This is a genomic window from Sphingomonas sp. BL-S-30 (assembly GCF_055521475.1).
Window position 1 is genome coordinate 1207442 of the sequence record NZ_CM145481.1, and the last position, 20325, is coordinate 1227766.

The window sequence follows — 20325 nt, forward strand, 5'->3', positions numbered from 1 at the left end:
AGGGGTTGGGGGTGGGGAGTCTCACCGAGACAAGCACTTCCGGATAAGCCCCACCCCAACCCCTCCCCTGAAGGGGAGGGGCTATGTGTTTCCCCGCACGATATACCCGTTGTTGCGCGCGCCCCGGAGTCCTAACTGGGGGAACGATGTCGACCCCCAATGCCCCCGATCGCTTCAACGAAGAGAAATCCACCTTCACCGTGCGCGGATCGGACGCGCCCGATCTTGAAGCTGGCGTGGCCGCGATCCGCAACGTGCTGCAGACGCTCCCCGCCCGCCCCGGCGTCTACCGCATGCAGGATGCCAAGGGCGACGTGCTCTATATCGGCAAGGCCCGCGCGCTGAAGAGCCGCGTCAACAACTACACCCAGGTCGATCGCCTGCCCAAACGCCTCCAGCGCATGGTCGCGCAGACGCGCTCGATGACCATCGTCACCACCAACAACGAGGCGGAGGCGCTGCTGCTCGAGGCGCAGCTGATCAAGCGCTATCGCCCGGCCTACAATGTCCTGCTGCGCGACGACAAAAGCTTCCCCTTCATCCTGCTGCGCGCCGATCATGATTTTCCGCGCATCCAGAAGCACCGCGGCGCCAGGCGGGCCAAGGGCAATTATTACGGCCCCTTCGCCAGCGCCGGCAGCGTCAACAACACGCTCAACGCGCTGCAGAAGCTGTTCCTGCTCCGCTCCTGCACCGACAGCTTCTTCCGCACGCGCGACCGGCCCTGCCTGCTCTACCAGATCAAGCGCTGCTCGGCGCCGTGCGTCGGCCGCATCTCGCAGGAGGACTATGGCGATCTGATCGGCGACGCCAAGGCCTTCCTCGCCGGCAAATCGACTCAGGTGCAGACCAAGCTCGGCGGCCAGATGCAGGCAGCCGCGGAAAATATGGATTTCGAGCTGGCCGCGATCATCCGCGATCGGCTGAAGGCGCTCACCTTCATCCAGGGCAGCCAGGCGATCAACGCGGAAGGGGTGGGGGACGCCGACATCTTCGCGCTCGCCAACAAGAACGGCGTGATGGGCATCCAGGCCTTCTTCATCCGCGGCGGGCAGAACTGGGGCCATCGCAGCTTCTTCCCCGCCCACACCAACGACGTGCCGGAGGCGGAGGTGCTGGCGAGCTTCCTCACCCAATTCTACGAGGAGGTCCCGCCGCCGCGCATTATCTTCGTCGATCGCGAGCTGGAAGAGACCGAGCTGCTGCAGGAGGCGTTCGCCGAGCGGGCAGGGGCGAAGGTCGCCATCTCCATCCCCCAGCGCGGTACCCGCCGCCGCCTGCTCGACCAGGCGAAGCGCAACGCCGAGGAAGCGCTCGACCGCCGCCTCGCCGAAAGCACCACTCAGGCCAAGCTGCTGCGCGAGGTCGCCGACCTGTTCGACCTGGCCGAGCCGCCCGATCGGATCGAGATCTACGATAACAGCCATATCCAGGGCACCAACGCGCTTGGCGCGATGGTCGTCGCCGGGCCGGAGGGTTTCCGCAAGGGCCAGTATCGCAAGTTCAACATCAAGGATGCAAAGACCATCCCCGGCGACGATTTCGGCATGATGCGCGAAGTCTTCGCCCGCCGCTTCGCCCGCGCCCAGGCCGAGGATCCGGATCGGGATTCAGGCGAATGGCCCGATCTGGTGCTGATCGACGGCGGCCGCGGCCAGCTCAACGCGGCGAAGGGCGTGCTGGAGGAACTCGGCATCGAGGATGTCTGCCTGGTCGGCGTCGCCAAGGGGCCGGACCATGGGCGCGAGGGCCGCGAGGTGTTCCACCTGATGGACGGCCGCGAGCTGACCCTGCCCACCAACGCGCCGGTTCTGTTCTACCTCCAGCGCCTGCGCGACGAAGTCCACCGCTTCGCGATCGGCGCCCACCGCGCGAAACGCGCCAAGGCCATCGGCGCGAGCCCGCTCGACGAAGTCCCCGGCATCGGCCCGGCGCGGAAAAAGGCGCTGCTGATGCATTTCGGCACGGGCCGGGCGGTGCGCAATGCGAGCCTGGAGGATCTGCAAAAGGCGCCCGGCGTCTCGGCGCTGGTGGCGCGGCAGGTCTATGATTTCTACCACGGACGGTAGGATTGGCTTTCCCGGCCGGAATTGATCCACTACCTCCGTTCGGGCTGAGCCTGTCGAAGCCCTGCTCTTCTCTTCCTGGGAAGAAAGAACAGCCGTTGAGCTTCGCTCGCCTTCGGCCCGGCAAGCTCAGGGCGAACGGGGAGAGGTGACTCCAGCCAACCAGGTTTTGCTCTATCGCTTCCCGGCAAGATAGCTCTTGGCCTGCGCGCGGACGACGTCGACCAGATTGCCCATGGTCAGGTTGACGTCGATCCGGTGCAACCCCCAGTCCGGCAGCTTGCGCCCGTCGATCACGACGTCCCCCACGATCACGTTCGTGCGCTTGCCCGCCGGATCGGGATGGATGGCGACCGCGAGATAATTGTGGGTCCCGTCGTTGCGGCACTCCGCACTGAGCAGGCCCGGCACTTCGACGAACGGTTCGGTGATCGGCTTGGGCGGGGTGGTCCATGGGCCCTGCTGCTCGCCGCTGGCGGTCACCATCTCGGCCCCTGCGCCGAGATAGGCATGCAGCGGCGCCGAACCGCCGGCCAGCGCCGCCGGGTTAACGCATGCCGCCTCCAGGCCGGGACCCGCCGAGGCGCCGAACGTCCGGGCCTCGGCCGGTGGCGGGCTGTCGGCGCGGAACGAGGCGAAATTGATCGCGCAGCCCGTCTGCCCCATGGCGCGGCATAGCGGGATCGCCTTGAAATCGCCGCCGACATCCTTGCCCACCGGCACCTGCAACCGGTATCCGGCCAGGATCACCGACAGGATCCGGGCCTGCACCGGCTTGCCGTCGATCTCGTTCCTGACCAGCTGGGCCAGCACGCTCGATCCCTGCGAGTGGCCGATCAGCACCACGGGCCGGCCATGATTGTCGTTGGCGAGATAATGGTCCCAGGCGCGCTTCACATCGTCATAGCCCATCTGCCGGTCGGTCGGGATCGGCGCGCCGCGGATATTGGCGTGGAGCGCCGCGAGCGTCACCTGCCGGTACAGCGGCGCATAGCGCCGGCACACCGCGCCGAACCGGGCGAATTGCTGATTCACCACCGCGACATATTCCGGCGCGACCTTCATCGTCGCGTTGCCGCCCGGGTCGCGCGAGACGGTGGGATAGACATAGAAGCAGTCGACCGGCGCCCGCGGGTCGGCGCGAAAGCGCTCGATCTTGGTCGACCCGTCGGCCTGCAGGACCACGGCGTCCTGATCGGAGCGGCTGCACGCGTCGCCGGCCTGATCGGGGCGGCACAGCCATGCCGCGGGACTGGCATAATCGGGCGTGTCGGTCGCCGGCAGCGGCGCCGCACCGGCGGGGGTGGCGCTCATCAGGGTCGCCGCGATCGCCGCGATCCCCCATGCGGACCAGCCGCGCATCGTTCCGTCAGAGCCCGATCCCGCGCATGGCATGGCGATCCGCATGAACCTCTCCTTTTTGCCGACCATTCCCGTCGATTGCGCGGATCTGGCACTTCCCGCTTTGCGATGTCAAACACTCACTATAACGATAGCGAATATTCTTTCCGGGGGTCCTGGGGTCTCCTTGCCCAGGCGGAAGGGCGCGTCGGGGCTATGGCCTGCGGTCATCTTTGCCTTGACGTCCCCCCGGGCAAGCTGGAAGGCGGACGATGTGAACAAGGCAGCCGAACCCCGTCGCCAGTCGCGCAAGGCGGAACAGCGCGCCGCGACGACCGAACAGATCCTCGACGCGGCCGAGGCGCTGTTCGCGGAGCACGGCCTGTATGGCGTCACGCTCAAGGACGTGGCGAAGCAGGTCGGCGTCCACAACACGTTGCTCAATTACTATTATGCCGACAAGAAGGCGCTGTTCGACGCGGTCTTCGCCCGCCGTGCGGTCGTCACCAGCGAGCGGCGGATGCAGGCGCTCGATGCCTATGAGCAGGCGGCAGGCGATGCCCCCACCGTCGAGGGCGCGCTGCACGCCTTTCTCGACACCGATCTCGACCTGTACATCCAGGGCGACGAGGGCTGGCGCAACTATGCCAAGCTCGGCGCCCAGGTCGCCAACACGCCGCACTGGGGCGCCGAGCTGATGGATGCGCATTTCGATCCGGTCGTGCTCCGCCTGATCGGCCTGCTGCGCCGCGCGCTGCCGGGCTGCGCGGATACCGACATCTTCTGGGGCTATCATTTCGTCACCGGCGCGCTGATGCTCACGCTCGCGCGCACCGGCCGCATCGACAAGCTCTCCAACGGCCTCAACCGCTCGGACGATTTCGCCGCGGTGAAACAGCGCATGGCGAAGTTCATGGCCGCCGGCTTCATCGCGATCTGCGAGGGCGGCAGGCCGGAATAGCGCCTGCCCTTCTTCCTGCTTCCCCGGCGAAGGCCGGGGTCCAGTTGGGGGCGAGATTTGGCTGGGCGGATTCACCCTTTCCCGTTCGGCCCCGGACTTGATCCGGGGTTGTCGAAGCCCTGCTCTTCCCTTCCGCGGAAGAAAGAACAGCCCTTCGACAAGCTCAGGGCGAACGGGGAGGGGGCACGCGAAAACCCCCTAGAATTTGGTCCGCACCCCGACCCGGAACCGCCGCCCGAGCGGGTCGTACAGGTCGAACCGCCCGCCAAGCCCCGGCGCCGAATATTGCACCGTCGCCGGAATCACCGGAATGTCGATCGGGTCCCGGTCGAACAGATTGTCGATGCCCAGGGTCAGCTTGAACGACCGGCTGCCGACATTGACGGTCACCATGCCGGTCAGGTCGAACGTCGCGTAGCTCGGCACTGAATTGTCATCCACATCGACGCCGCTCACCCAGTTGTTCTGGAGCTTCGCCGCGCCCAGGATGTGCGCGTTGAGCGCCAGCGAGTACGGCCCCTGCTCGTACATCGTGGTGATATTGGCCCGAAGCTTCGGCTCGCCCGGGTTGAGATCGCCGATCTGCCCCGCGAAATTGGTCACGTTGCCCAGCGCGTCGACCTGGCGGAAGACGGGCACGTAATTCGCCAGCGCGCGCAGCTCGAACCGGCCGGCGCCCACGGCGTGCCGGTAATCCACCTCGAAGTCCCACCCTTGCGTCCTGAGGCTCGCGGCGTTGATCGGCACCGTGTCGATCGAGGTGATCGCCTGGGTGCTGTCGCGGTGGATATATTGGCAATATTGGTCCTGCCCGCTGAAGCAATATTGCAGCTCCTGCGCCGCGCTGATCGACGTGATCGCGCCCTTCAGCGAGATCCGGTAATAATCGACCGACAGCGTGAGCCCCCTGAGGAAGCTGGGGCTGTAGATCACCCCGGCGGTCAGCGTGCTGCCCTGTTCCGGCCGCAGCGCGGGGTTGCCGCGCGCATTGGTATATTGCGGATAGGTCTTCTGCGTGAACGGGTCGAGCACTGGCTGCTGCGTGAGGATGCCGCCCGAGAACAGATCGTTCAGCGTCGGCGCGCGGATGTCGCGGGAGATGGTGCCGCGAACGCGCAGATCGTCGGTCAGCTGGTCGGACAGCCCGACCTTCCACGTCACCACATTGCCGCTGGTGCTGTAATCGGTCAGCCGCACTGCGCCGTTGAACTCCAGCTTCTGGGCGAGCGGCAGGTCCTTGAGCAGCGGGATCACCGTCTCGAAAAACCCTTCCTTCACGTCCCGCTGGCCGGAAAAGGGCTGGAAATTCTGCACCGCATATTGCCGCGCCAGCGCCAGCGCGTCCTGCGTGGAGGAGGCCTTGTTCTTGATGTAATCGCCGCCGAACGCGATCGAGACGTCGCCGGCGGGCAGGCTGAACAGTGTGCCCGTCGCGTCGAACGAGGCCACGTCGAGCTGCACGTTCGAGCGCTGATACGCCGTGCCGTGCGTATAGGCGATCGCGGCGGGCGAGGCGACGCCGACCCCGAACACGTTGAGCGGCGCGCAGCCATTGTTCGGGTTGGTCAGCGTCGACCGGCAGACGATCGCGCCCGTGGCCGGGTTGCGCACCGCATCCACCGCCTCGATGAATTTGGCAATGATCGTGTCGTTATAGGCATAGAGCTTCGCGGTGACGTCGCCATGCGTGTAATAGCCATGCCATTTCCAGCTGTCGCCGATCGTGCCGTTCAGGCCGACCACGCCCCGCCACACGTCGCGCGTGTTGTGCGATGTCGGGGGGCCGAAATCGACCGTGTCCTTGCCCAGGTTGAAGCCCGTCTGTCCCTGCGCGAGCAGCCGCGACCGGATCGTCGGGTCGAGATAGGCATTGTCCACGCTGATCGGCAGATTCCCCTGCCGCAGATAATAGAGATAGCCATTCTCGTTGTAATTGGACTTGCCGTAGAACCCCTCGACATAGGCCGTGATGTTGGGCGTGATCTCGTAATCGACATGCGCAAAGGCATTCGCATAGTTCAGCGCGGTTGAAATCGCGCGGTTCTGCCCGACGGTGTTGTCGATATCCCCGCCATATTGCACCAGGCCGGACTGGGTCCCGAAATTATATGGCACCGGTGTGCCGCTCGGCCCGACGAACTGGATTCCCCTGAGCGGACCCGAGGTGATGACGCCCCCCGGCGACACGTTGGACGGCGCGGTGCCGCTGACGGTGATCTGCCTCGGCTGGCCGTTGGTCGCGGTATAGGCCGGGTTGTTCACCACCGCCCGGCTGCGGAAGAAGCTGCGATCCTTCAGGTCGACGCCGCGCGGCGTGTTGGCATAATCGAACTCGGCGACGACATGCCCCTTGCCGTCCGCGAAACTCGTTCCCGCGGTGACGGTCGCCTTGACATAGCCACTGTCCCCCCGCTCCGTCACGCCGCTGTCGATGTTGACGCCGAGGCCCTGATAGTCGCGGTCGAGCACGAAGTTCACCACGCCGGCGACCGCGTCCGATCCCCAGGCGGCGGAGGCGCCGCCCGTCACCACTTCGACTCGCTTGATCAGGTTGAGCGGCAGGGTGACGGTGTCCACCCCGCCCGTCGTGGTCGCCTCGACCACGCGGCGATTGTCGAGCAGGACGAGCGTGCGCGTCACGCCCAGGTTGCGCAGATTGACGAATTCGATGCCGCCGCCCGCGACGTTGATCGCCGGGTTCTTGGCGGAGGTGGTGCCGCCGAACGACGGCATCTTGTTGAGATAATCGGCGATCGTGACGGGCGCCTGCCGCCCGATCTCCGCCTGGCCCAGCACGGTGACGGGGGTCGGCTGCTGGAAACCGTTATTGGCGATGCGCGATCCGGTGACGACGATGTCCCGATCGACGCTGTCCCTGTCACCGCCGCTGGGCTCCTGGCTCGGCGCGGGAGGCGCCGTCTGCGCCGCCGCCGCGGACATCCATGCCAGAGACGCAACACTGCCCAACAGAATTGACCGGATCATTCCGACATCCCCCCATGAATACGCACTTATCGGCGCTATGGCAGGATCATGAACCCGGGCAGGGCGGAATGCAATACTCGTTCTCGCGTGAGTGAGTGTTTTTTACTGGGGGTAGAAGGCGATCGGTGTGAGTGCGCGTCGCACCACCCCTTAGCGTCACCCCGGACTTGTTCCGGGGTCCATCGGGCCGCGTCCGCTGCGTCTCGTCGTGCGAGAAAACCGTGTAGCAAATGCAGGTAAGACCCCACCCACTGCGCCCCGCCAGGAAAGCAGACGGCGAAGATGAGGCGCTTGGCCAGTACGTGGTCGAGGACCGGCAAAATCCCTCCCATGAGGCAGGGCGATCGCAGTTGAAGCGATGCGAGGTGGAAAGGCGCGGAAGAACGAGTTCACGCGAAGGCGCGAAGGCGCGAAGATGGTTGAACGCGATCGAGCGAACTGCGTATCTCGGACAGGCTACTGGAGCGAGATGACGTTACCTTCACCCGTTCGTGCCGAGTGAGCCCGATTAGCGCCGCAGGCGCGTATCGATGGCTACTCAGGACGAACGGGTGCTGGTGGCTCTGAGGTAATGCAAGCTACTCTAAACCTTCGCGTCTTCGCGTCTTCGCGTGAACATCTCTTCCTCTCCGCCAGGAGCCGAACGAAAGGCCGTGCGCTCATAGGCGATTGCCCCGCCCATGAGGAGACGCCCGACCCGAGCAGAAGCGCACGCCCGGCCGCCGCGCTCAATCGCGCGCGCGCTGCTCCGTTACCATGATCGCGGTCTCGACCATGCAATTGTCGACGAAGTCGTTGAGGAACACCAGCAGGTGATCCGGCGACAGCCGCTTGGCGGCATGCTCGCGCAGCCAGGGATTGGTCGCCGTATCCATCACCGCCTTGGTCGCGAGCAGGGGCGAGGAGGCGTCGCTCGACGTGACGACCGACGCCGCGACGACCGCACCGATCTTGGTCGCCGTCGCCTGCATCTGCATCACGACATGGTTGGCACCCGCCGGCATGTCGCGCCTCATGCCTTCAAACGCCTTGATGATCGGGGCGGGCTTCAACGTGGCATAGGCCCCGCTCCAGCTGTTGTAGAAGCGCGACCCGTTCTCGATCTCGTTTGCGAAGATCAGGCGGGTATTGTCGCGGATCAGCGCATCGTAGCTCCTGACGAGATCGGCGGACCTGCCGATGGCGATCCGCGGGGCCGGGTTGATCCTGTCGATCGCGGTAGTGAGCGCGTCCCGCACGGCCTGGGCAGTCGGCGCCATCGCATCGGCGGCGAAGCCCTGGGTGTTCGGGTTGACCACCACGATCTCGCCGGGATTGGCGTCGAGCCAGCGCAGCACATCCACCAGGAAATCCACATAGGGATAGCCGGGGACCAGTCCGTGCTGGTGGTAGAGCGTGTTCCCGAAGAACGGGCGGATCGCGGGATGCATCCAGCCGGGGCGAAAATCGAAATAACGGGTACCGATGTCCAGCTGCGTGCGGATATTGTCCTTCTGCGTCATCGCGAGATTGGCGATGGCGCGCGGCCCGAGCGCGGCGGCGGCCACGCCCATCGCCGCGCCGAGCGCGAGGACGAACGCGGGATTGTGCACCACCTTCCGCACCGCGCGCATGTCGAACATGCCGGCATCATGCGAACCGGGCAGCGCGAACCGGGCGAAGGGCCCGCGCGCGACGCGCGGATTGCGCTTCGCGAGATCGCCCATCCAGCGGCGCTGATCGCGCGTCGCATAGACGTAGAACTGATGCTGGTTGGTCATCCCCGAGATCACGCCCGCTCCCGCGTCGTAGAGGCCCCAGCACACGGTCGGATTGCCGATCCGCGGCGGCGAGTTGAACATATTGTGCATCGTGCCGGTGTAGAGATTGCCGTCGAGCGAGCTGATGTTCTGCCAATGCCTGATCATCTCCTTGCCGCGATCGGTCGTGACCCATTCCAGCCTGCCGGTATAGTTGAGCGGATCGGGGATGTTGCCCGACTGGACGTGGAAGTTGTTGTGCTTGAAATTCGCCTCGGGGCCGTGTGAGCGATGAACCTTCGGCACGGCCAGATCGGTACGGAGATCTTCCGAAGCCGAATAAAGATAATAATCGATACCCTTCGCGACCATGATCTTATCCTCTCGCCAGTGCGGATTGTTTCGCACACGAAATTGGAATTCGGAAGTCGATCCAACGGTTATCGAGGATTGTTTAGAAGGCGAAACAGGGCTCTTGGCTGTGGGCGGGATTGCGGTGACGGCGCCTTTAATTACTCGGCCAGGCGCCGCCGCTCCGGCCTGCCTGCTGGGCTGAATGCGCTGTCACCGTTATCCCGGAGTGAAAGGGGGAGGCGTCCTGCGATCGGTTTGAGGTTTCAATGCGCTCGGCTAGTCCGGCGTCCCGCCTTTTCCGAAGCCGACTATGGTCAACGGTGAGCTCGATTCAAATGTTCGCCGGTGCGCTGCATATCCATCTGCGGCCCGCTCATTGGACGAGCCCATCAAGGGGGGGACTGCGTTGGTAGGGGTTGGCAGGTGTTTCGCGTCGCGTATTCCTGTCTAACACCCGCCGTCTTTAGGTATCCGGAAACTTCTGCCGGTTAACGAGGTGTTGCGTGCTCTGGCGGCGGATGTCAAAGGGGCGCGGGGGTAGAAAGAGACAATGATCGGCCATTCATTTGTATGGGAGACGCATCCGTGAGCACGCCTCCCAGCAGCGCTCAGGCAGCGCACGCAAATCTCTTTCAATGGCGTACAAATAACCCGGCTCACGCTATCCAAAGCGCCGCCGCTATCGTGACGTTCTCCGAGTCAGTCCCATCTTTCGTCGTGAAGCGTTTGGTTGAGGCCGTTCGCGCAGACGCGATGGGCTTCGGGCTTGTGAAAGAAGAAGCGGTGAACACGATCTCGTTTCAGATTCAACCCGGAGGAGTCGTACCTGGGGAGAACGTCGCTCAAGTGGGCACGGCTTTTCAGAAGGTACAGGGTGCTAATATCGTCCAATCTCTTACCATCAGCACCGAGGCCATCCGGTTCGAAACGAGCATCTACACGCGCTGGGCAGCCTTTAGAGAGCAGTTTTCGCTTCTGTTAAATAAATCGCTTCCTATTTTGGCTCAGGCCTCACAGGTCCAGTCAATTGCGCTTGATTATATAGATTTCTTTTTTGCTGTTAACGAAGGGCCTTCCGACGTGCAGCAGGTTCTAGATCGAGGATCGGATTTTATTACTCGTAAGGCATTTAGCCGACGATCTCCTTTCCACTGCCATTCAGGTTGGTTCGAAAATGAAACTGAGACCGCGCGGCGACTAGTGAATGTTGATGTGACCGTTGGTGATTCTACTGGGCCTGTCGGCGTTCGTAGGACGATCACAATCCGAACTCATGAGGCAGAGCAGCTTATTAATCTCGAGTCGGCGAGAGCAGCGGAGCTTTCCGACCCATCAGGCGTCATGGCGGGTTTGGACGCTCTACACATCGCTCTAAAAAAACGATTACGCAGCATCTTGACGCGAGACGCCGCAGCAACGATATCATTGGGTGCCTGATATGGACGCATATGTTCCCCTTCATCAAAGTCTGACGGCACCGATGAGTTCGCCGGCGCTCGATGAGCCATGGCGCACGATCAGCGGGACCCAGACGCTGCTATGGTTTGCGCGACCCGCAGAGGTCCGAAAGTCGGGATACTCGTCGTTAAAGCAGCCCCTGACGTTCTTCTTGATTGACTCGCCCGAGTTGGCCGGCCTTGATCGGCTTCGGGTTTTCAAGGGCTGGGAAGACAATTGGGATGCAGAAGGCGGCTCCGCCCCTGATCCCGCCGTGATCGACGTGGCGAGTAAAATTTTTAGCCTACTGTCGGTACACCGCGTGCCGCAGGTGACCCTCACCGCAGACGGGCACCCCATGTTTGCCTATGGTTCGCCCCTTAAAGGCGAAGTGGTGGTGACTGCGGTCGACGCGATCGACTACTTTTTTATTGGCGAGGGCGGCCCATCAGATGAGGACGTGTCATTTGACGGCTCGACGCTGCCTGAGGAGCTTATCAGCTACATCGCCGCTCGCACCGCATAATGTCTGCCGAACAGTGTCGGGCTGTCCTAGAGGCGGAGCCGGCAATTGAGCGCGCGCACCGCTTAGATAGCGCTTTCCCAGCGTTCGCGTGTGAACCATGGTCTTTAACCGAGGTGGAAGGACCGGGTGTACGGGACGATGAAATCGTTGCGAGAATTTTGACCTCGCCTGATGATTATTCGGAAGCGACGTCAACAATCCTTACCGGTCGCCTGACCGCGATATATTCGATGGGGTTAAGCGTGGTGCGCCAAGGAGCATCCGACATCGAGGTTCTGAGCACGATCGAAGATCTTTTAACAAAGGGAAGTGAAAGCCGAACCCTCGTAGGGGCGGTGGTAATCGGCGTTGCCGCTCTTCGGGGATATTCTGACGATATTGCGAGGTGGTTCGGTGTTTACGCAACTGACGACAGAGGTAAGCAGCATCACGTCGACATCCTCGGCGCGATTCCCGGTGGCAGCAACTCGGCGGTTAAAAAAGCAAAAACCGAGCGCCGCTATAAGTTGGCTGACGACATGTTCCCGTTGATATTGTTCGACTGCGATCCCGTTTCATTGCTCACAAAACTCCGAGCCGCCGGAATTTAGCCGACGAAGTTGCGAGAAGGTCATCACTCGGCTGGACCGTTTCTGAAGCCGAACCGCCGCTCGTCGCGCTGATTCAATTGTTTGGCCTGCGCAAGGCGCCACGGCAAAGGTGTACTTAATTGCCTATCCAAACGAAAAAACCGATCTTCCGTCTTTCGGGCGTGAATGCGCAGTCGCTATATTTCTGATTTCGTCGGCTGCCGGCCCTTTCGCCTCACGCCTAAGCAAGCCGCAGAAATTCTGGGATGTGGTAATCGTTCGTGTTCAACATATGCCCACTAGTCATTCGCGGGCAACCGAGAGCTTGGCCCGAGGGGCATGTGCTCTCCGCGCAGCATCGCGATCTTTGCCGTACCATACTGGCAGTGCAGACGCCGCCAAAGCGTCCGCGCGTGCGGCAAGGCGACGCCGCGTGCGGCGGCCTGGTCTCTGACCCGTAGTACACAGGCGGCCCAGCTCGGCTGTTCAGGACGCAGATACTCTCGGGCAACCGCACGATAAAGGTCTTGGTCAATCTCGGCGCGACGCCCGCCACCCCGGAATGCGGGCACAAGATAGGCAAGCCGGTCATGCCGGCTGATCCCCTGGACAGCAGCTAACCAACTCCAGATCGTCGATGCGCCTGTACCGGTGGCGTTCGCGATCTCGTTGACCGCGCTGGACTTGGTCATGCCCGCATCGACTAGCGCTTCGATCTGGTCGAGGGTGTTCAGGCGCTCCAGCGCACGTTCTTTTGAAGCGCCCGTGCGGCGTTCATAGAATTGCCATTGCTTCGCCGGTGAACGTCGTTCCGTCATTGCCGCTGCCCTACCGCTGTCGGCATGACCATAGCCCATTGCAATGCTAGAAGCACAGGACCGAGGAGAAGTTGAGTGGAATTACATGGGCGTCTCGCTCCCGCGATTACCCATGTAATTCCGCCCGCAGATTGAGCACCCAACCCACCTCAAGTAATCACCCCACTCCGCCGGATCGGATTCCCCCGCTCCAGCGCAATCCGCTTGGCAATCTCCCGGTTCAGCTCCGTCGGATTCTCCGCAAAGGCCCGCGGCGTCATCCCCGTGAAATGCTTGATTTCCCGCGTCACATGCGACTGGTCGTAGAACCCGTCGACCAGCAGCTCGTCCAGATCGGGGTCGCGGTGCGTCATCGCCACCGCCGCGCGTAGCGCCCGGTATTTGCGGGCCAGCACCTTGGGCGGCGATCCGAAATAGCGTTTGCAGCCGCGCTGGACCTGCCGCAGCGACAGGCCGGTCAGGTCGACCAGATCGTCGATGTCGGGCGCGATGGCGCTGGCGAGCCATGCGTTCACCTTGCCCACGAATGCCTGATATCCCGGTTTCTGCCGCGTCATCAGCGTGACCAGCATCTCCTCCAGGATCGCGACGCGCGCATCGAAATCCTGCGTGGCGCGCAGTTTCCCATACACCTCGGTCACGATGGGGCCGAACAGGTCCTTCGCGTCGAACAACCGGTTCGCCGCCGCCGAGGCGTCCATCGGCACCAGCGCCGCCCAGCCAAGCGGCATCAGCCCGACGCCGATCGCCTCGGCCGCGCCGTCGCAGCTCAGGCTCGAGGATCCGGTGGTGGGGCCCAGCACATAGATGTCCGGCATCGCCTGCTCGGTGCCGTCGATAAAGCGATAGCGTGCGTTGTCGCCGCGCAGGATGAAGCGGAACTGCGCATAATCGGCGCGGTCGACGCCCTCGAAACGATCATCGTCCTGCTCGAAATGGTAGAAGAACGAGAAATGATCGGCCAGCCGGGCAGGGGGCTGGCGGAAATCCATCTTCAGGTTCGACATAGATGTTGCTCAGTCGACGATGTTTCTTGCGCCATCCCGCTAGGCGAATCCGGCTTTCTTCACAAATGTTTCGAGAAGGGCGGCGATAATGGCGCCGCAGGCGCATGAGCTCCCGCCTGCGCCTCGCCTTCAAGGCCCTGCCTGGCCCCCGGGGACGCGAGGTCGATTCAATATTCTCGCCAGCGATGCCAGCGTCACCGCCGAGGAGGACCGTCGCATGAAGCCGCCATTGCCGCCCATCGAAGCCGCGCTGCACTATGCCCGATCGTCCCGCAGCGTCATGGCGGCCCCGCGCGCCGGCGCCATCCCGCCGAAACACGGCGCGCGCAAGACACCATCGCAATTCATGTACCTCGCGTCCAGCGCCGCGCGACCACCGCGAGTCCCTGTGACCGGTTCTCATAAATCGGCAACTATAGGTGACCTACTCGATCCGGGTTCTGCGCGCCGAGGACTGCCAGATTTCCCACGCACCGCGCCGGCGCACCGGCTCTTCTGCTGCTTGTCTTGCGCCATCAGGCAGGCATCCGAAAAAATCGGGGTCGACGTGTCCTGGCATAATAGGTGTTTTACTGCCGCCTTTCCGGCCGCACCGCCCGCTTTTACTGTCGCTGTTCTTGAGCCACAGGGAAGGGCGCCATCGTCCCCCGTCGTTCAGGCGGCGCTCTTCATGCTTCCCGCCATCGGCCAGTCGCACAGGCCCCGCCGCTCCCCGGCGACGAGCCGCCCGGCACCGAATCCCCGCGCCAAAAATCCTTTTCGCCCCCGCTTGTCGCCTCGGCGCGCCGCGCTAGAGTCGCGGGGCACAAGGGGTAATATCATGGTTCGGCCTATCTTCTTCGCCACGCTGCTCGCAGCCGGCTCCGTCGCGCATGCGGGCGACAAGCCGCTTTACGCCCCGATGCCGGATTGGGTGAAGCCCGCCCCGTCGATCGACCCGGCCGCCGTCAAGGACGATTCCCCCGTCTATCTCATCCTCGACAATCAGCAGCGGCTGAAGGACGGGCAGGTCACTGCCTATGTCGAAACCGCGGCGCGTGTCGGCTCGACCCAGATTCTGGATTCGCTCGGCACGGTGAAGCTGCAATGGTCGCCGGACAAGGGCGACCTGATCGTCCACCGCGCCGAGATCATCCGCGGCACCGAGCATATCGATCTGCTCGCCGCCGGGGAGCGGTTCTCGGTGCTGCGCCGCGAGGAGCAGCTCGAGCAGCGCATGCTGAGCGGCACCTTGACCGCGACCATGGCGGTCGAAGGCCTGCGCGTTGGCGACGTGCTGCACCTGAGCTATTCGATCACCGAGAAGGACGCGACGCTCAAGGGCAATGTCCAGGCCTTCGCCCTGCTCCCCACCGAGCCGCTGCGCATCCAGTTCGCCCGCAGCCGGCTGATCTGGCCGCAGGATGTCGACATCCACTGGAAGGCCAATATCGGCGCCGCCCAGCCCGTGCTGACCACCGCCGGCGGCTATCGCGAGCTGACCATCGCGCTGCCTTTGGCCAAGCAGGCCGAGATGCCCGCGGACGCGCCCGCGCGCTTCCGCCGCCCGCCGATGCTCGAGGCGACCAGCTTCGACAGCTGGAACACCATCTCGAAGGTAATGGCGCCGCTCTACGCGACTGACGGCCTCGTCGCGGCGGGCAGCCCGCTCGCCGCCGAGATCGCGAAGATCAAGGCCGCCGAGACCGATCCGCTCAAGCGCACCGCGCTCGCGCTCCAGCTGGTGCAGGGCAAGGTGCGCTATCTGTTCAAGGGCATGGATGGCGGCAATTACGTGCCCCAGACGCCGACCCAGACCTGGAACCTGCGTTATGGCGACTGCAAGGCCAAGACCTTGCTGCTGCTGACCATCCTGCACGAACTGGGCATCGAGGCGGAGCCGGTGCTGGCGAGCAGCCAGCTCGGCGATCTGCTGCAGGATCGCCTGCCGACCCCCGGCGCCTTCGACCATGTCTTTGTCCGCGCGACCGTGGCGGGCGAGGCCTTGTGGCTCGACGGCACCGATGGCGGCGCGCGGCTGGAGGATCTGCACGACGCGCCGCCCTTCCGCTTCGTCCTGCCCGTACGTGTGGCGGGCTCGGGGCTGATCCCGGTGCCGCTCCGTCCCGGCGCCCGGCCCGAGCTGCGCGCCGAGATCGAGCTGGACGAGACCGCCGGGGTCAATTTCCCCGCGCCGTTCCGCGCCGCGATCACCGTGCGCGGCCAGCTCGCCGAGCTGTTCCGCGCCGGCTCGCTCCAGGCGAGCAAGGATCAGCTGACCGAGATGGCCGGCAAGATGATCGGGCCCTATCTCGACAATCCCACCGTCATGTCGCGTAGCATCAGTTTCGACGATGCCGCCGGCACCGCCACGCTCAACGCGGCGGGCGTCGCCTATCCCGACTGGAGCAAGGAGAATGAACGCTATCGCGACGCGCTCGATCGCGCCGTCACCCAGCTCAATTTCCAGCCCGACCGGACTCGCCCGGCCTGGCGCGACATCCCGGTCGCGACCGAGGATCCGCATCATTTCGTGATCCGCACGAAGATCCGCCTGCCCGATGGCGGCACTGGCTTCACGCTCGAAGGCAACCAGACCCTGTCCGCGACGCTGGCCGGCAACAAGCTGCAACGCACGACGACGCTGGCCAATGGCTGGGTCACCACCGAGGACGATCTGATGTCGACCGGCGCGGAGATCGCGGTCGCCGACATCGGCGCCGAACGCCAGCGGCTCGACCAGGCGAAGCAGCATCTGCTGCGCGTCGTCGCCCCCGCCAATTATGCCGCCCCCTGGCAGATCGTCGCCGAGGGCAAGAAGGCCAAGCGCTTCGATCCGATCCTGGCGCAGTACAAGCAGGGCATCGCCGACGAGCCCGACAAGGCCGAGCCTTATCGCAACCGCGCCTGGTTCCTGGAGCGCATCTATGATCGCGGCGCGGCGATCGAGGACCTGACCCGCGCCATCGCGATCGATCCCAGCGTCGATTTCTATCTGTGGCGCGCGCGCCTCTACGAAGCGACCGGCGACAAGGCGAAGGCGCTCGACGACGTCACCGCAGCGCGCAAGGTCGATCCAGCCTCGGGTGCTGCGATCAACCAGCTCGCCTCCCTGCTCGCCGACAATGGCAAGAAGGATCAGGCACTGACCCTGCTCGATCAGCGCATCGACGAAGGCGGCAAGGACAAGCCCAATTTCATGGCCGCCAAGGCCGAGATCCTGGGCGACAGCGGCGACAAGGACGGCGCCATCGCCACGATCGACGCCGCGATCGCCGCGACTCCGGGCAGCCCGGTGCTGCTCAACGCGCGCTGCTGGGTGAAGGGCACGCTGAATGTGATGTTGGATACGGCGCTGAAGGACTGCACCAAGGCGATCGAGCTGAGCGACGCGCCCGAATCGATCCTGGACAGCCGGGCGATGGTCTATTTCCGCATGAACCGCTTCGAGGATGCGCTGAGCGATCTCAACGCCGCGCTCGATCTCGAACCGGGCCTGCCGGCTAGCATGTATATGCGCGGCGTGGTGCGCAAGCGCATGGGCGATGCCAAGGCCAGCGAGGGCGATCTCGCCGCCGCGCGCATGATGACGCCGCAGATCGACCGCACCTATGCCAAATACGGCATCGTGCCGTGATTTGGTCCTCCCCTGACCGGGCCCGGACGCCTACAGCGCTGCGATGCATCTGCGCGCCGAAGCCCTGGTCCTCGCGATCCGCCAGCATGGCGAGCACGGCGCGATCGTCCGTGCGCTCACCGCGGCGCACGGACTGCAAGCAGGTTATGTCCGCGGCGGCCGCTCGCGCGCCATTCGCCCCATCCTGCAGCCGGCGAACCTCATCCTGGGCGAATGGCGCGCCCGCACCGAGGATCAGCTCGCCGGCCTCACGGTCGAGCTCATCCGCAGCCGCGCGCCGCTGTTCGCCGAGCCGCTGCCGGCCGCCGCGCTCGAATGGGTGACGGCGCTGACCGCGACGGCCTTGCCCGAGGCGCAGCCCTATCCGCGGCTCCACGCGGCGCTGGGCGGGGTGATCGGCGCGATCGAGGCGGCGCCCGCCGCGCGCGGCTGGGCGGTCGCGCTCGCCCGCTACGAGCTGCTGCTCCTCGCCGAGCTCGGCTATGGGCTCGAGCCCGATGACCTGCCCGACATCCTGCGCACCGGCGGCGAGGCGGCCTGGCCCGACATCCTCACCGCGCTGCGCGTCACCGGGGAGGCGCTGGAGAGCGATGTCCTGACCGATCGCCGCGCCGAGACCCTCGCGGCGCGCGCGCGGCTGATCGACCGGTTGAAAAGGGCGGTTGCGTGAGTCCCCGCGCCTGAGGCAAGGGCGCGCTCGCGCCGAAGCATCGGTCGCTACCCGACACGAACGGAACTATTGGAGGACGTCTGAATGCCCTTGATCGCGATCCTGCCCGGAGACGGCATCGGCCCCGAAGTCACCGCGGAGGCACGTCGCGTGCTGGAGGCGCTCGATCTCGGCCTGTCGTTCGAGGAAGGGCTGGTCGGCGGCATCGCCTATCACAGCACCGGCCATCCGCTCCCGCCCGAGACGCTCGATCTCGCGAAGCGCGCCGACGCCATCCTGTTCGGCTCGGTCGGCGATCCGACCTGCGACAATCTCGAACGGGGCCTGCGTCCGGAACAGGCGATCCTCGGCCTGCGCAAGGAACTGACGCTGTTCGCCAATCTGCGCCCCGCCAAGCTCTTCCCGGGGCTCGAGGACGCGTCCTCGCTCCGCCCGGAGATCGCCCGCCGGATCGACCTGCTGATCCTGCGCGAGCTCAACGGCGACGTCTATTTCGGCGAAAAGGCCATGCGCACCACCGCGGCCGGGCTGCGCGAAGGCTATGACATCATGAGCTATGACGAGAGCGAGGTCTCGCGCATCGCCCATTCCGGTTTCCAGGCCGCCCAGCGCCGGCGCGGCAAGCTCTGCTCGATCGACAAGGCCAATGTGCTGGAAACGTCGCAATTGTGGCGCGATGTCGTGATCGAAACATCGGCGCAATATCCGGACGTCACGCTGACTCACATGTTGGTGGACAATGCGGCAATGCAGCTGGTGCGCGATCCGGGCCAGTTCGACGTGATCGTGACGGGCAATCTGTTCGGCGACATCCTCTCCGATCTGGCGAGCATGTGTGTCGGCTCGATCGGCCTGCTGCCCTCCGCCGCGCTCGATGCGCAGGGCAAGGGCCTGTACGAGCCGATCCATGGCAGCGCGCCGGACATTGCGGGGCAGGGCAAGGCCAACCCGGCCGCGGCGATCCTCTCGGCGGCGATGATGCTGCGCTTCTCGCTCAACATGCCCGAGCCCGCCGACCGGATCGAGGCCGCCGTCGCCACGGCCTTGGCGAACGGCGCGCGCACCGCTGATCTCGGCGGAACGCTGTCGACCCGCGGCATGGCCGACGCAGTGCTGGCGGCGCTTGCATGACCGGTCCGTTGCTCGATCTCGCGATCGTCATCCCGACCTTCAACGAGGCGGGCAACGTGCCGCTGCTCATCGCCAGGCTCGACGCCGCGCTCCGGGGCCGCGAGTGGGAGGCGATCTTCGTCGACGACAACAGTCCGGACGGCACGGCCGGCGTCGCGCGCCAGATCGCCCGGCTCGATCGGCGCGTCCGCGTGATCCAGCGGATCGGCCGGCGCGGGCTTTCCTCGGCCTGTATCGAGGGCATGTCGGCCACCGCCGCGCCGATCGTCGCGGTGATCGACGGCGACATGCAGCATGACGAGACGATCCTGCCGGCCATGCTCGACCGCCTGCTGCAGGACGAAACCCTCGATCTCGTAATCGGCTCGCGCTTCGTCGAGGGTGGCGGCACCGGCGACTGGGATCATGACCGGGTCGCCAAATCGGCCTTCGCCACGAAGCTCTCGCGCCAGGTGTTGAAGGCCGATCTCAACGATCCGATGAGCGGCTTCTTCATGATCCGCACGCAGATCGTGCGCGAGGCGTCACCGCATCTGTCGGCGATCGGCTTCAAGATCCTGCTCGACATCATGACCGCCAATCCGCGGCCGCTGAAGTTCGTCGAGCTGCCCTACACCTTCCGCCTGCGCACCGAGGGGGAGAGCAAGCTCGATCACGTCGTCGCGATGGAATATCTGATCGCGATCTACGACCGCATGTTCGGGCGGGTCGTGCCGGTGCGCTTCGCCATGTTCGCGGCGATCGGGGCGCTCGGCGCGGGCGTGCATTTCCTGGTGCTCGGGCCGCTGTTCAAGGAGCTGCATGTCGGCTTCCTGGTGTCGACGATCATTGCAACCAGCGTGGCGATGACTTTCAACTTCTTCCTCAACAACGCGCTGACCTATCGCGACAGCCGCCTGAAGGGCGCCAAGCAGCTGTTCGAGGGCTGGGTGTCGTTCTGCGCGGTCTGCTCGGTCGGCGCGATCGCCAATGTCGGCGTCGCGGCCTTCCTCTACGACGCGCGGTCGGATACCTGGGCCTTCTCCGCGCTGGCCGGTATCCTGGTCGGCGCGGTGTGGAACTATGCGCTGTCCTCGCGCTTCACCTGGGGGCGCTATTGAGGCCG

The 20325-nt window shown here is 64.7% G+C and carries 14 protein-coding genes; 9 read left to right on the top strand and 5 right to left on the bottom strand.

Annotated features, from left to right (window positions below):
- Positions 1-146 precede the first annotated feature (146 nt).
- Positions 147-2069 (top strand): excinuclease ABC subunit UvrC, encoded by a 1923-nt coding sequence (uvrC, locus tag ACZ1I5_RS05575; RefSeq protein ID WP_465172735.1) that lies wholly within the window; start codon positions 147-149, stop codon positions 2067-2069.
- 171 nt (positions 2070-2240) lie between these two features.
- On the opposite strand, the gene ACZ1I5_RS05580 is transcribed toward uvrC, so the two are convergent.
- Positions 2241-3473, bottom strand: a complete 1233-nt coding sequence (locus ACZ1I5_RS05580; protein ID WP_465172736.1) for a DUF3089 domain-containing protein — start codon at positions 3471-3473, stop codon at positions 2241-2243.
- Positions 3474-3645: 172 nt separating this feature from the next.
- Between ACZ1I5_RS05580 and ACZ1I5_RS05585 the strand changes: the two genes are divergently transcribed.
- Complete coding sequence (locus ACZ1I5_RS05585) at positions 3646-4368, top strand: TetR/AcrR family transcriptional regulator (protein ID WP_465172737.1); 723 nt, start codon at positions 3646-3648, stop codon at positions 4366-4368.
- Between the two features lie 198 nt (positions 4369-4566).
- Here the strand turns inward: ACZ1I5_RS05585 and ACZ1I5_RS05590 are convergent, their stop codons facing one another.
- Both ACZ1I5_RS05590 and ACZ1I5_RS05595 read right to left on the bottom strand, forming a co-directional pair.
- Positions 4567-7353: a TonB-dependent receptor domain-containing protein gene (locus ACZ1I5_RS05590; protein ID WP_465172738.1), complete on the bottom strand. Its 2787-nt coding sequence runs from the start codon at positions 7351-7353 to the stop codon at positions 4567-4569.
- Between the two features lie 728 nt (positions 7354-8081).
- Positions 8082-9464, bottom strand: coding sequence for a PI-PLC domain-containing protein (locus ACZ1I5_RS05595; protein ID WP_465172739.1), 1383 nt, complete (start codon positions 9462-9464; stop codon positions 8082-8084).
- Positions 9465-10031: 567 nt separating this feature from the next.
- Between ACZ1I5_RS05595 and ACZ1I5_RS05600 the strand changes: the two genes are divergently transcribed.
- From ACZ1I5_RS05600 to ACZ1I5_RS05610, 3 genes are read left to right on the top strand one after another with little or no spacing between them, the layout of a single operon-like run.
- Positions 10032-10883, top strand: coding sequence for a TIGR04255 family protein (locus ACZ1I5_RS05600; RefSeq protein ID WP_465172740.1), 852 nt, complete (start codon positions 10032-10034; stop codon positions 10881-10883).
- Positions 10884-10926: 43 nt separating this feature from the next.
- Complete coding sequence (locus ACZ1I5_RS05605; RefSeq protein WP_465172741.1) at positions 10927-11409, top strand: hypothetical protein; 483 nt, start codon at positions 10927-10929, stop codon at positions 11407-11409.
- A complete protein-coding gene (locus ACZ1I5_RS05610; RefSeq protein WP_465172742.1) occupies positions 11409-11999 on the top strand; it encodes a hypothetical protein in 591 nt (196 codons plus the stop codon). The genes ACZ1I5_RS05605 and ACZ1I5_RS05610 overlap by 1 nt, the downstream gene beginning before the upstream one ends.
- A gap of 278 nt (positions 12000-12277) precedes the next feature.
- Here ACZ1I5_RS05610 and ACZ1I5_RS05615 read toward each other — a convergent pair whose 3' ends face one another.
- Complete coding sequence (locus tag ACZ1I5_RS05615) at positions 12278-12796, bottom strand: DNA-binding domain-containing protein (RefSeq protein WP_465172743.1); 519 nt, start codon at positions 12794-12796, stop codon at positions 12278-12280.
- A gap of 149 nt (positions 12797-12945) precedes the next feature.
- A complete protein-coding gene (locus ACZ1I5_RS05620; protein WP_465172744.1) occupies positions 12946-13803 on the bottom strand; it encodes a helix-turn-helix domain-containing protein in 858 nt (285 codons plus the stop codon).
- A gap of 820 nt (positions 13804-14623) precedes the next feature.
- On the opposite strand from ACZ1I5_RS05620, the gene ACZ1I5_RS05625 reads away from it, so the two are divergent.
- From ACZ1I5_RS05625 to ACZ1I5_RS05640, 4 genes are all read left to right on the top strand, one after another.
- Positions 14624-17419, top strand: coding sequence for a DUF3857 domain-containing protein (locus ACZ1I5_RS05625; protein WP_465172745.1), 2796 nt, complete (start codon positions 14624-14626; stop codon positions 17417-17419).
- A 43-nt stretch (positions 17420-17462) separates the two neighbouring features.
- Positions 17463-18089 (top strand): DNA repair protein RecO, encoded by a 627-nt coding sequence (recO, locus tag ACZ1I5_RS05630; protein WP_465172746.1) that lies wholly within the window; start codon positions 17463-17465, stop codon positions 18087-18089.
- 84 nt (positions 18090-18173) lie between these two features.
- Positions 18174-19220: a 3-isopropylmalate dehydrogenase gene (leuB, locus tag ACZ1I5_RS05635; RefSeq protein ID WP_465172747.1), complete on the top strand. Its 1047-nt coding sequence runs from the start codon at positions 18174-18176 to the stop codon at positions 19218-19220.
- Complete coding sequence (locus ACZ1I5_RS05640) at positions 19217-20320, top strand: glycosyltransferase family 2 protein (protein ID WP_465172748.1); 1104 nt, start codon at positions 19217-19219, stop codon at positions 20318-20320. The genes leuB and ACZ1I5_RS05640 overlap by 4 nt, the downstream gene beginning before the upstream one ends.
- Positions 20321-20325: the final 5 nt, after the last annotated feature.